Genomic DNA, 12,973 nt, shown 5'->3' with positions numbered 1-12,973 from the left:
GAGCTAGACATCAAAGCGCAAAACATAATACTTTCTTATCCCATAAAAAAGCAGGCGCAAACAAACGCCCGCTGCTGCTAATTATCCGATAATGACTCGTTCCTTTGGATAATGATAATTTGGTTTGACTTCTTTTGAACCGATAATGTAGATAAAGGTAACAATTCCGATCCGGCCGATAAACATGAGGACCATAATGATGCATTTTCCGATGATGCTCAAATCAGGTGTAATCCCCATCGAAAGCCCCGTTGTTCCGAATGCAGAGCAAACTTCAAACAGGATCTCGATGAAGGTAAACCTTTCAGTAATGGATAAAATAAAGACAGATGTGAAACAAAGAACGAAAGCCATCAAGGTAACCACCAGTGATTTTTTAACATCGTCTTCGTGCAGTTCTCTTTTAAAGATTTTGATTGTCTTGTTCCCTTTTGCAAAGTGATAAAGCGCCAGTAAATTAAGCGCGAATGTCGTAGTCCGGATTCCTCCGCCGACTGAGCTCGGGGAGGCACCGATAAACATCAGGGCACATAAAATCAGCAGTGTTGCTTCAGAAAACAGGCTGACATCCATGGTTGCGAGCCCGCCGCTTCTCGTTGCGGTTGACTGAAACAGCGAGTAGAAAAAGGTCTCATGCCATGATTTATCCAGGAAAAAAAATTGAAATTCGAGCAATGCGATCATAATCGTGCCGCCAATAACGAGCAGCGCATATGTAACCGTCGTAAGTTTCGTAAAGAGGGTAAAACGGTATTTCCCTTTTTTGCTGAACAGAAAGGTTTTCACTTCTATTAAAACCGGGAAGCCAATGGCACCTAGTGTTATTAATAGGATGATGACAAATTGAATGAAGTAATCATGTGAATAGGGAATCATCGAAGCACCCGTAATGTCAAACCCGCCGTTGGTGGTTGCACTGACAGAGTTAAAAAAGCCGTGCAGGAAAGCTTCCTGCCATGTCGGATAGTATTTCAGAAAATAAGTGCCGAGGACCATGCCTCCGCTGAACTCAATAATCAGGATCAAAAGCAAAATTTGCTTCATCAAATTCACAATGCCAGACAAAGCATATTGATTTTGATCAGCCATGATCAACCGTCTCTCTCTAAGGCCGATTCGTTTTCCCACAATCAGCCAGACAAAGGTACCGAGCGTCATGACTCCAATTCCGCCGAATTGAAGAACAAACATAAGGATAAAAATGCCTGGTACGGTTAAGGTATCCGATATATTAACAACACTTAAACCAGTCACGCTTACTGCGCTTACCGCTGTAAAAAGACCGTCCATAAACCCCCAGTCCACCCCTGGCTGATGGGCAACAGGCATGCTCAATAAAGCAACCGAAACACTGACTGCGATAATGTAATAGGCTGCTATCAGCTGAAACGGAGTTAATTTCTGCAAGAATAATTTAAATCGTTTCATTTTTTATGTTCATTCCTTAAATAATGGGGTTAACTGCATGGTCTCTATCATAATGAAAAGCAGAGCAGATGAAAAGGGGTATTTGGAAATTCCCAAAAGAAAGATTTCATACCAGGCCTATGTTCCATTTTCAACATGAAGCGAAAAAAACATACATCCGCTTTGAATCACTATTACTAGGCATAGTAATTCGAACACAAAAAAACAGATGAGATCTTAGTCCCATCTGCTTTTCCCTGTTTATTTCGCTTCTAAACGGCGAATTCTCTCATCTAAGTCAGGATGTGTTGAAAAGAGAGCAAGCCCGCGCTTCCCGCTGATCTTAAGCGTGGCAACAGACGATTGCTCGTTGTTGATCCGCTGTGTGTATCCTTTAAGGGTGCGCAGCGCATGAACCATTTTGTCTTTTCCCGCAAGATCCGCTCCGCCGTTGTCGGCATGGAATTCGCGGTGGCGGGAATAAGCAAAGACCACAAGGCTGCCAAGGATAGAAAACAGCAGCTGGAAAATCAAAATCGCAATAAAATGAACAATTGGCGCCATATCTTCTCTGACAAATCTGGATGCGATCCATGCTGCAATTCTGGCAAGGAAGACAACAAATGTATTGACAACACCTTGAAGCAATGTCATTGTCACCATGTCACCGTTTGAGATATGCGCTACCTCGTGGGCGAGCACACCTTCAACCGCTGCATCATCCATTTCCTCAAGCAGGCCAGTAGATACAGCCACAAGCGAATTGTTTTTAGATGGACCTGTTGCGAAAGCATTTACCTCGCGCGATTGATAGATCCCTACTTCCGGCATTTTCGTAATACCGGCAGCTCTCGATAATCTGTATACACGGTCTACAAGATTTCTTTCATAGTCAGATAATGATTGATCAGGTTTTAACACCTTCACGCCCATCATCATTTTTGCCATCCATTTAGACATCATGAGAGAAATAAATGACCCGGTAAAACCGACGACTGCACTAAACACAAGCAGGCTTATGAGATCGATTCCACCTGAAGCCGTCACATATGAGCCAACTCCTAACAGGGAAAGGACTGCCCCTATCGTAATGAGCACAAGAATATTTGTTAAAATAAAGAGGAAAATCCGTTTAGCCATCTTGCACCTCCACCATTTTGAGTTCAAGTGAACTTGTATTATAATCATATTATAATTAAAATACATGATATAAAGCAAATAAAAACATTTTGGTAAACTCAGGAAAAGCGGCCCTTTCAAAGGGCTATTACATCAGAAAAGAGGTGTGAGATGAAAACGATTCAGTTAAAGCGATCTGATATGGCAAGGCTGCTGCTTGCTTTAAAAGGAGAAAGCGGACAAACCCCGCTTGAATTGCTTAACCAATTAGGCTTCGGTCACGACGGCCCGGAAAACGCACTGCCTGATATTATTAAAAATCACAAACCACTCCCAAGGGGCCTGTCGACAAATGAAATCGTCGCTCTTGCACAGCTGTGCGAATTAACGTCGCTGAAGTCAACCTCCATTCAAAACTGGATAAAGCGTGACATAAAGGAACTGATCGGTCCGCCGGAACTCGGCAAGAAGTATTCAATTGAACAAGCTGCCATTCTGCTGATTGTCAGAGATTTAAAATCGGTTTTTGATTTTGATACAATCAGGCAATTATTAATGAGCTTGTTTAATACATTATCAGACCGCAGCGATGACTTAATCTCTCCCTTAACCTATTACGCTGCATATGGAGAAATTCTCGAAAGAATGGAATCCATTACGGTTTTCTCCTTATCAGAGCACGAAATGGAGGAAGAAATCTTAAACAAGATCGAGGCTTCCAGGGATCTTTTTCATGATATTTCAAATGAATTATGGATCCAGGTAAAGAACATTTTAACGGTTACCGTTCTTTCCGTAATTGCCTCTTATCTTCAAAGAAGAACCGAACGGTTTCTTCAGCAGCATCTCGAAAAAAAATAAGATTACCTCTCCATATATATTTGAAGGTCATCGTTCTGATTACCTGTTAAATGGTCCCGGATGAGGCTTGCAAGCACGTAGCTGCAGATGGTCCCGTTCCCGCCATAGCCAAGCAAAAACAGGCAGTGCGGCAATTCAGGGTATTCTTTTATCATTGGAAGCCCATCATGAATGCTTCCAAATACGGCTCCCCAGAAGTATTCCGCTTCAAGCTTCAGTTCAGGGAAAAGCTTTTTCACTTCAAGCAGGAGCTGATCTCTTTTGTGGACCAGCTTCGAATTTATTTTCTCAGCATCTATTGATGGTTCATCTAATCCTCCGGCGATAATACGATTATCTGCGGTCGTTCTCATGTATAAATAAGGCCTTGCTGTTTCCCATATAAGGGTTTGCCCGTACCAGATTTCGTTCTTGGTCAGTCTATTTGTAGCAATTGCATATGAACTGGACAAAACAGCATTGTGTTCGCGCCTGATTTCCTGATTTTTGTACCCGGCTGCCATGATGACCTTCTTCGCTTTAATGCATGCCCCGCCTGCTGTATACATCATCACATAACCATGCTCAAATTTCCTCCCGTTTACCTCGGTCTTTTCAAAAATACGCACACCATTTGCTTCAGCTGCACCAATAAGTGAAGTCACAAGCTTATAAGGATTCACTTCTGCGTCACCTCCCGAGAGGATTCCTGCCGTTTTTTTAAATCCATACATTCTTTCGATATCAGAAGCAGTCAGCCACTCTGCCTGAAAGGAATGCTTTTTCAGCATGTTATATTCCTTCCTTAAGGTTTCTTTATCTGCCTCATCAGTTGCATAATACAGACTCTCTCTTATTTTAAAATCAGGATTGATAGACAGGGACGGAACCAGCTTTTCTAATCCTCGTAATGCCTGTTCACAAAGCCGGTAATGCCTCACCGCTTTTTCCTCGCCAAAGGAGTTTGCGCAGGCTGTCAGCATTTTATCATTCGAATATTGCAGCAGTCCGGTATTTGCACTCGAACTTCCGCTGCCGGCCCGATCCTTTTCAACCAATACGACGTCCATTTCTGTTTCACTTAAAAAATAAGCACAGTGGGCACCAGACTCGCCGCCTCCGATGATTAGGACGTCACAGCTGATATCCTCCTCCAAGGCTGGAAAAGGCTTAGCAGCCAGTGTTTCAGGCCAGAAAAACGTGCCGCTTCGGATATCCATCTCTTCACCGCCTCCTTTAGTATGTGAAGGTAGTTTTTGTTATTCCATCACTTTCATTCAGCACCTATTCATGCTGATGTACGGTGACAATTGCCAGTATATTTTTTCTGCTGAAATCAACACTATAGGAACAGCCAATAAGGGCTGCATCACTTAATAAAAAGGAGTTGAAAACAATGGCACGCAGCAGCAACAAATTACTTGTTCCAGGAATTGAACAGGCACTGGATCAAATTAAATATGAAATTGCTCAGGAATTTGGAGTAACTCTTGGATCTGATACAGCAGCACGCTCTAACGGATCTGTTGGCGGAGAAATCACAAAACGCTTAGTCGCTCAAGCACAAGCAGGACTTGGCGGACAACCTTCTAAAACTGAATAACATGGCAAAAACCGCCGGGTGCATGCACCCGGCGGTTCTCCTATTACAAGCTATGTAAAAACTAAAAAGCGCCAATCCGCTCTAATCATTCTTTTTGGCACTTTATGAATTAATCACGATCAGATCTTGACCCCTCGTCGTCTTCATCGTCATCATCATCTCTGTCTCGATCATCTTGATACTTGCCCCAATTTTTTTCTCTTCTATCTTCATCTCTATCGTCGTCATCATCTTCATCGTCATCTCTGTCTTCACGCTGCCATTTGCCCTTTTCGTTTTCACGCCGCTTTTTCTCTGCTTCTTTTTTTGCTTTCTCAGCTTCTTTATCTGTATCTTTTATCGATACTTTATCTTGAGGCGGCTCAGGAATGACTTTTTTCTTCTCCGGAATCGTCTCTTTCAGCTCTTCCTCTTTTATTTCAGGCTTTTCTCTTTTTGCCGGTTTTTCAGGAGGCGCTTGTTTTTCTGTCTCTTCCGCAGGAGGCTTCAAGGCTGGAGGCGTTTCCTTGCTGGTTTCTTCTTCATCTGAATGAATAGGTGTCTCTTGCTTTCCTTCTTCTTTCTCGCCCTTATTTTCTTTTGAAGGAGGAGTTTCTGCAGGCTGTTTGGCAGGTTTGGGGTTTAATTGCATATACTTGCCGGTTGAAATGCCTTGATCTGACGCTTTTTTTCTAGTCTCAACATCCGCCTCAACTGCACTGACTTTCACATTTTCGCTTTCATATGAGTGTTTCAGTTCATCAACATCCGCAAGCATTTTCTTTTTGGCAGATTCATGTTTGTTATCTGTGGTCACCGTTGTAATAAATATTTCTTTACCGCCCTTTAAATAGCCTAAATCTTTGCTTTTGTCGACAATTTTGGTAAAAACGTCTGAGATTTTTCTGTTTTTCCAGTCTTTTATATCACCAAGCATTTTTTTCCCATCTTCATTCATCGGCTCGATCTGCACGACCTGAAGCTTTTCATTCAATCTTAGTTCAAAGCTTGGATTGATATCAATTGTCATGTAAGCATACACTTTGTCATCTTTAAAAACGGGCAGCACTGTAAAAAAAAGAAGAATAATAGCCATAACTGTCAATAACCCGTTTCTTATTCCGTGCAAATTAAAGATGCTTAATGACTTTGCCCTTTCGCTTGTATCTGAAAGTTGAAAAAAAGTAATTTCCTCACCCAGCTCGTATGAACGTTTTTGTTTGTTTGCTTTCAAAAATTGTCCATCGGGGGTAAGTAATGTAACGTAATCATCATTTCGATCAACGACGATCCCTTTTTTCATGATTGAAGCACCCCTCTTATATAGTCTTTCAGATAAATGTAATCCCCAGATAAAATAATTGTCATTGCAATAATATATTTTCTATTTCTCTCTATAGTTTTGCGACTGACAGATACAAGCGCCTCAAGCTGTTTGACCGGCAGCTGTTTTTTTGCGAACAAGATGCGCTTGAGTTCATCATGTTCAATAAGAATTTGCGCCACCTTAATTGCATTTTGTCTTGCATCCATATGCTTTGGAGATTGCTCCATCAGTTCTGAAAAAGACAAGCCAAATTCCTGCAGCACTGTCTGGAAGTAAATAATCTCTTCTCTGCGCTGTTCTTGCTCGATCAGTTTCTGATGCTCTTCAATTGACAGATCCGCCTCGATCTTGCTTTGCGAGACTTCGCCTTCTTCATGCTCCTGAAGGTCAATGTTCACGGTCTGCGCATTTCTTGCTTCTTTCCGGATATAATCGATCACTTTTCTCTTTATAATCAATTCGGCGAACGCAAGAAGCGAGCTCCCTTTTTCAGTTGAATACTTTTCAATGGCCTCATTAAAAGCAATGAGTCCGATACTGAATTCATCGTCTCTCTCATCAATGTACCTTTTGCAGACCGAAGAAACGGTTTTTGCCACGAAAGGTTTATATTGGTCAATTAGTGTGTTCTGCATTTGCTGGTCCCCATCTTGGATCTGCAAGACGGTCTCTTCTAAAGTTGGTTTCTTTTTGCCAAGTTTAAACAGTAGGCTAAGCACCGGTTCTCACCTCAGTTTCTCCCATATTACTTCGTATAATCATAGCTAATTTGCATGGAGAGCGCAAAGGAAGAAAATTGGAATTATGCTTGCCCGTCGGATTAAAGGTAATGGGAGACGGAAAAAGATTGGAAGCTGTCAGATGATTTTAAACCTGCGGATTTACTCCTCTCAATTATTTTTTTCTCACTAAAAAGCTACGAAATGAACTTGGAATTTGAGGGCGTGAAAATTCTTTTTTTACAAAAAGATTACAAAGTATGTGAAAAAATATAGGAAAATTGGCTGTAATTTGAAATTTCTATCTAATTAATGGGAAAAGTTTCTAAAAAAGGGAAAATCCCTTTTTACCCTTTTTTTTATTATTAGGAAGCAAAAAGGGGCTGTCTAGAAAGTCTGTCTTTGATAATAAAATGTTGTCCGTTCCTTTCCGCTGCAGTCACTTACTTTCCGCGGGGTGGATGGGAACCTCCTCGGCTTGCCTGCGGGGTCTCCCATTTCCCTCTATTTTCCCGCAGGAGTCAAGTGCCTTCCGCTACAATTCACTAAGGATTTTTAACATTATAGTCTAAAAACAACAAAGTTTACGAAAAGTGCATACAGAAAAAAAGCAGGAAGGAAAAACAAATGTTATTTCCTTCCTGCTTTTTTTTAGGACTCATCTTACAAAACCCTCCTTCTTATCTGTGCTCCGCTTTTTCAATCATGCGTTCTTCTTCTGATTCCGGCTTGCCGCTTTCGTCTTTTGAAAGGAACCAGCCTGCAATGGCGATGCCTAAAAGGACGATCCAGAAGATCAGCTTCCAAGTGGCAGACTCAATGAAATGCTTATCTATAAGATTGATCTCCGGATGTGCTAATGTGTATAACGCGAGCTTCACACCTACCCAGCCAACGATCACGAACGCTGCAGTTTCAAGACTCGGCCGCTTTTGCAGAAGGGCGACGAAATAGCTTGCTGCAAATCTCATGATGACCAGACCGATGACTCCGCCTGCTAGTATGACTAAAAACTGACCGCCATCAAGACCCCCGATTGTCGGAAGGGCCGTTTCAGGCAAGGTTACAGCAAGTGCAACCGCAGCTAATATCGAATCGACAGCAAAGGCAATATCTGCAAGCTCGACTTTAATAACGGTTCCCCAAAAACCTGATTCCTTCCGTTCCTTCTGATTATGGAGATCCTTTTTGAAGACGAACTTTTTAAGGATATGATTGATTGAGATAAACAGGAGGTAAATCGCTCCAATCGCCTGAACCTGCCAGACGTCCACTAAAAATGAAATTAAAAACAAGGAACCAAAGCGCAGGACAAAAGCTCCCGCCAATCCGTAGAACAGCGCTTTTTTTCGCTGATCATCAGGCAAATGCTTAACCATGACGGCCATGACCAAAGCGTTATCTGCTGCTAATATCCCTTCAAGGGCAATTAATACAAGAAGAACCCAGCCGTACTCGAGCAATAAAGCTACATCCATTCTTTCATTCCTCCTAATAGCGTATTTTATCTATATACCCACTATCATTTCACTTCTATCCTAAAAACACCTTTGCCTAATCATGGCAAAGGTGTTTTTTGTTAATTCTTATGAGTAAATGTTGACGGCTTGATTGCTTTCCTTGTCATAAACTTGTACAAAAGAAAAACAATGACAGCAACTATCCCTGCAGGAAGCAGATAGTCGTTGGCTATTCCGCCGACTTCCTCCCATTTATCGCCCAATTTAAATCCAAGAAATACATACAAAAATGTAATCGGCAGCATGGCAGCAAACGTATAGATGGAAAAAATCCAGACGTTCATTTTAGCCATTCCGCATGGTATGGAGATCAGCGTTCTGACGCCGGGAAGGAAACGGGCGGTAAATGCAACCATCGCTCCGTTTTTTTCGAAAAAAGCATCTGCTTTCGAAAGATTTTCTTCATTGATGAACATATATTTTCCATACTTAATAAGGAATGGTCTTCCCCCGTAGCGGCCAAGCGCATAAAGAGTCAGCGGTCCGATTGTTCCGCCGACTGTGCCGGCAAGAACCGTTCCCCATAAAGTCATATCTCCCTGATAAACCCAATACCCCGCAAGCGGAAGAACCACTTCAGCAGGCACAAACTCAAAGCATAGTGCAAGGAGCACGCCAAAGTACGAAAGGTCTTTAAAGTATTCAATAAAAGCCAGAATGTAATGTTCCATGTTCAGTACCAAACTCCTTTTCAGTTCTACAAGCTATCATACTACACATACGATTAAAAAGGGACAACTTTACAGATTTTTAATTTTCGGCTTTTTTTCTGCGGAAAAAGAGCCAACTCTTTAATCGAGGTGAAGAAATGGATTGGCTGCAGGCAATGATATTAGGATTTATACAAGGTCTGACTGAATTTCTGCCGATAAGTTCAACAGGACATCTCTACTTGGGAAGAATGTTGTTTGGTATGGAGGACGGGGGCATCTTCCTTGATACGATGCTGCACATCGGAACCTTTATCGCCCTTATCGTGTTTTACCGGGATATTTTGCTGAAGCTTTTGAAAAATCCTTTTACCAAGCTGACGTTTTTATTATTCCTGGGAACACTGCCGGCTGTTTTCGCAGGGGTATTTATCAGTGATTTTTTTGACGGCATTTCAAAGTCAGGCGTCACCATCGGGTGGGAGTTTTTAATTACAGGAGTGTTTTTATGGTTTGCTGATTCCATTAAGAAGGGGTCAAAAAAACTGGATGATCTGACAGCCGGCGACGCCTTGTTCATCGGGTGTTTTCAGGCGCTTGCTATCTTTCCGGCGATTTCAAGGTCAGGAATGACGATTGTTGCAGGATTGATGCGGAAATTGGATAAAGAAACCGCAGCTTACTTCTCATTTTTGCTTTCCATCCCTGCGATATTTGGAGCCATCGTGTTTCAATCAGCTGATCTTTTTTCAGGGCAGGCAGCTTCAATCGGCTTCATGCCATTGCTTTTGGCAACCTTGAGCGCTGCATTCACTGGTTACATCGCAGTAAAATGGATGATCGGCTATGTAAAAAAGCACTCTCTAAAAGGATTTGCCGTTTATGTATGGGCTTTGGGAATATTGGTCATTATAATTCAGTCGATTTAGACACAAGGAAAAAAGGGGCTGTCCAATCGCATAATGATTGTTCTAGGTTACAAATGATGTCCGTTCCTTGCAGCGAGAGGAACTTGCTTTCCGCGGGGAGCATGGGAGCCTCCTCGGCGTTGCCTGTGGGGTCTCCCAATTTGCTCTATTTCCCGCAGGAGTCAAGTTTATCCGCTGCAATCCACTAATAGTTTGTAACATGGGGTCTAATAACAACAAAGTTTTGAAAAGAGCCTATAGAAAAAAGCAGACAGGAAAAACATTTGTTTTACCTGCCTGCTTCAGTTTTTACACTTATTAGAAAATCCCTTATTTTCTGAACATCAGCTTCAAAAATGAGCGGATTTTAGGATATTTATTTTGATACGGATACCACTGAATCTCCGTTTTTTTCTTTCCTCGATCAAGCAAAACTGATTTTTCGTGACAGAACACACGAATGCCTTCTTTGCCGTGATACTTCCCTATTCCACTGTGCTTCACTCCGCCGAATGGAAGATGATGATTGGCAACTGACATCATCACATCATTAATGACCGCATTTCCAGTGACAAGCTTTGAAACGACCCGTTTCGCTTTCTTAATGTCCTTGCTCCAAACGCTTGCATTCAATCCGTAGATGGAGTCATTTGCAAGTTCTATTGCCTCTTTCTCAGATGTAAAAGGCATAACCGTTACGACAGGACCGAATGTTTCTTCCTGTACAAGCTTCATTTTTTGATGAACATCAACAACAATAGTTGGAGGAATAAAAAGTCCAGCAGACAAGTCCCAATCTCGCGGAAAAGTGCCGGTGACCAAATGCGCTCCCTCAGCAATCGCCTCTTCCAGCTGTTCTTTAATAACGTCAATCTGACCGGGATAGGTCATGGATCCAATATCATCATTTACGTCAGTTCCCTGTTTGAGCTTAACCGTTTCATTTTGCAGCTTTTCAAGAAATTCTGCATAAACACTCTGCTCTACGTAAATCCTCTCAGAGCTCATGCACACTTGACCGCTGTTTGTAAAAGATCCCCACGCTGCACCTTTTGCAGCACGGTCTAAGTTGGCATCTGCAAAAATAATGACTGGATCTTTCCCTCCGAGTTCAAGCGTCGATGGTATTAATTCTTTTGCAGCTTCCTCCTGTATTTTTTTCCCTGTCGCAACCGATCCGGTGAAAAAAATATAATCAGGTTTTCCGCCCGTCAGCGCAGCTCCCACGTCTTTTCCTCCATGAGCGACTTGTACGAGCCCTTTTGGAAAGTCAGCAAGCATGAATAAATGTTCAATACATTTCCCTACTAAAGGCGTTACTTCGGAAGGCTTGAGGATAACGGAATTTCCGGCAGCAAGAGCATTCAGCATCGGAACCATCGAGAGCTGCAGCGGATAGTTCCATGGTGAAATAACAAGCACTGTTCCTCTTGCCATATATTCTATGTAGCTTCTCTTTCCCCAGAAAGTGACAGGAGTATGCACACGGCGCGCAGCAAGACTTTTTTCCGCCGTTTTTTCTAAAAAAGAAATCGCATCCAAAACCGGCATCACATCAGCAGTGACAGCTTCTACTTTCACTTTTCCAGTATCGGCTGCTATCACATCAATGATTTCATCCATCCTGTCTAGCATTACGTCCTTTACCTTTCGAATGAAGGCAAGCCGTTCCTTCACACTTTTTTCTTTCCATGTGTCTGAGGCTGATTTTGATAGATCATACATTTGCTGAATGTGATAAATAGGTGTTTCATCTATATTTTCAGCACTGTTTAAAGTAGCTGGGTTCAGGACAGTCATAGACTGATTGCGGGACATTGCAGCCCCTCCTTTTCGGCATCGTTATTTAGGTATTCCACTAAAAAAGATCATAAACTTTTCAACTTTTTAAAAACGCATCTACTTGTACTATCGTCTTATACCCAAAAGAATTGACGGTGTTCAGCTAAAAACCATTTTTTTCTGCGCATTATCAGGGTATAAACGCAGAAGCTAAGAAAAAAAGGAAAGCGGGAGAAAAATCATGCACACAATGTGGAAAGGGTCGATCAGCTTCGGGCTTGTAAATATCCCAATCAAATTATATGCAGCTACTGAAGATAAAGATGTGAAGCTCAGAAATTTACACAGCAAATGCCATACCCCTATTCAATATGAAAAAAAATGTCCAAACTGCGATGAAACAGTCGGGAATGACGATATAGTCAAAGGCTATGAATATGTAAAAGGCAAGTTTGTCATTTTAGATGAAGATGAATTGAAACAGCTAAAACAAGAACATGAAGATAAAGCAGTCGAAATTATTGATTTTGTGAACCTGGAAGAAATTGATCCCATCTATTTCAACCGATCTTATTTTGTCGGTCCCGGTGAAAATGGCGGAAAAGCCTATTCTCTGCTTCGTGAAGCTCTTTTAAAATCAGGAAAAATCGGTGTTGCCGAAATGACCATCCGCTCTAAGCAGCAGCTGGCTGTTGTCCGCGTGTATCAGAATACCATTGTCATGGAAACCATTCATTACCCGGATGAAGTCAGGAATACAACAGACGTTCCAAGTGTGCCGGAAAAAACAGAGCTTGGGGAAAAAGAACTTGAAACAGCTATCATGCTGATTGATCAATTAACTACAACCTTCAATCCGGAAACCTACAAGGATGACTACAGGGAAGCCCTGCTTAATCTTATTCAGAAAAAAGCCGGCAAAAACGAAGGGAAAACACCTGCAGATGCACCGCGTGAAAATGTCGTTGACCTGATGAGCGCTCTTCAGGCAAGCATTGACCGCTCAAAAGAAAAGCCAGCTAAAAAAGAGACTGCTGCCAAAAAACAGGAGCCAGCCAAAGCGAAGAAAAAAACGAAAACTGCCCGTAAAAAAGCCTGATATCAGAAAACCTCGTCAGG

General features: G+C 42.1%; 12 protein-coding genes. 4 read left to right on the top strand and 8 right to left on the bottom strand.

Annotation, left to right across the window (positions count from 1 at the left end):
- Positions 1 to 81 precede the first annotated feature (81 nt).
- Together GJU41_RS04600 and htpX are read right to left on the bottom strand one after the other, a co-directional pair.
- Positions 82 to 1,428 (bottom strand): TrkH family potassium uptake protein, encoded by a 1,347-nt coding sequence (locus GJU41_RS04600; RefSeq protein ID WP_154318089.1) that lies wholly within the window; start codon positions 1,426 to 1,428, stop codon positions 82 to 84.
- Between the two features lie 240 nt (positions 1,429 to 1,668).
- A complete protein-coding gene (gene htpX / locus GJU41_RS04595; RefSeq protein WP_070876024.1) occupies positions 1,669 to 2,547 on the bottom strand; it encodes a protease HtpX in 879 nt (292 codons plus the stop codon).
- A gap of 150 nt (positions 2,548 to 2,697) precedes the next feature.
- Between htpX and GJU41_RS04590 the strand changes: the two genes are divergently transcribed.
- Positions 2,698 to 3,387 carry a DUF1836 domain-containing protein gene (locus tag GJU41_RS04590; RefSeq protein ID WP_070876025.1) on the top strand — a complete coding sequence of 230 codons (690 nt, stop codon included), beginning with the start codon at positions 2,698 to 2,700 and terminating at the stop codon, positions 3,385 to 3,387.
- A 2-nt stretch (positions 3,388 to 3,389) separates the two neighbouring features.
- Here GJU41_RS04590 and GJU41_RS04585 read toward each other — a convergent pair whose 3' ends face one another.
- Complete coding sequence (locus GJU41_RS04585) at positions 3,390 to 4,586, bottom strand: NAD(P)/FAD-dependent oxidoreductase (protein WP_070876026.1); 1,197 nt, start codon at positions 4,584 to 4,586, stop codon at positions 3,390 to 3,392.
- Between the two features lie 176 nt (positions 4,587 to 4,762).
- Here GJU41_RS04585 and GJU41_RS04580 point away from each other — a divergent pair, with 176 nt between their 5' ends.
- Positions 4,763 to 4,969: an alpha/beta-type small acid-soluble spore protein gene (locus GJU41_RS04580; protein ID WP_070876027.1), complete on the top strand. Its 207-nt coding sequence runs from the start codon at positions 4,763 to 4,765 to the stop codon at positions 4,967 to 4,969.
- A 109-nt stretch (positions 4,970 to 5,078) separates the two neighbouring features.
- Here GJU41_RS04580 and GJU41_RS04575 read toward each other — a convergent pair whose 3' ends face one another.
- From GJU41_RS04575 to GJU41_RS04560, 4 genes are all read right to left on the bottom strand, one after another.
- Positions 5,079 to 6,251 carry an anti-sigma-I factor RsgI family protein gene (locus GJU41_RS04575; RefSeq protein ID WP_070876028.1) on the bottom strand — a complete coding sequence of 391 codons (1,173 nt, stop codon included), beginning with the start codon at positions 6,249 to 6,251 and terminating at the stop codon, positions 5,079 to 5,081.
- Positions 6,248 to 6,994, bottom strand: a complete 747-nt coding sequence (sigI, locus tag GJU41_RS04570) for an RNA polymerase sigma factor SigI (protein ID WP_070876029.1) — start codon at positions 6,992 to 6,994, stop codon at positions 6,248 to 6,250. The genes GJU41_RS04575 and sigI overlap by 4 nt, the downstream gene beginning before the upstream one ends.
- 680 nt (positions 6,995 to 7,674) lie before the next feature.
- Positions 7,675 to 8,472 (bottom strand): TerC family protein, encoded by a 798-nt coding sequence (locus GJU41_RS04565; RefSeq protein WP_070876030.1) that lies wholly within the window; start codon positions 8,470 to 8,472, stop codon positions 7,675 to 7,677.
- A 101-nt stretch (positions 8,473 to 8,573) separates the two neighbouring features.
- Positions 8,574 to 9,185 (bottom strand): DedA family protein, encoded by a 612-nt coding sequence (locus GJU41_RS04560; RefSeq protein WP_070876031.1) that lies wholly within the window; start codon positions 9,183 to 9,185, stop codon positions 8,574 to 8,576.
- A 137-nt stretch (positions 9,186 to 9,322) separates the two neighbouring features.
- Here GJU41_RS04560 and GJU41_RS04555 point away from each other — a divergent pair, with 137 nt between their 5' ends.
- Positions 9,323 to 10,093, top strand: coding sequence for an undecaprenyl-diphosphate phosphatase (locus GJU41_RS04555; RefSeq protein ID WP_070876032.1), 771 nt, complete (start codon positions 9,323 to 9,325; stop codon positions 10,091 to 10,093).
- 309 nt (positions 10,094 to 10,402) lie between these two features.
- Here the strand turns inward: GJU41_RS04555 and GJU41_RS04550 are convergent, their stop codons facing one another.
- The gene (locus GJU41_RS04550) at positions 10,403 to 11,890 is read right to left on the bottom strand and encodes an aldehyde dehydrogenase family protein (protein ID WP_070876033.1); all 1,488 of its coding nucleotides are present in this window, start codon (positions 11,888 to 11,890) and stop codon (positions 10,403 to 10,405) included.
- 205 nt (positions 11,891 to 12,095) lie between these two features.
- Between GJU41_RS04550 and ku the strand changes: the two genes are divergently transcribed.
- On the top strand, positions 12,096 to 12,953 hold the full coding sequence (gene ku, locus GJU41_RS04545) for a non-homologous end joining protein Ku (RefSeq protein WP_070876034.1): 858 nt from the start codon (positions 12,096 to 12,098) through the stop codon (positions 12,951 to 12,953).
- Positions 12,954 to 12,973 lie beyond the last annotated feature (20 nt).

Origin of the sequence: Metabacillus idriensis (assembly GCF_009674765.1) — a bacterium.
GTDB lineage: Bacteria > Bacillota > Bacilli > Bacillales > Bacillaceae > Bacillus_P > Bacillus_P idriensis.
This window is presented reverse-complemented; position numbering and strand designations above follow the sequence as displayed.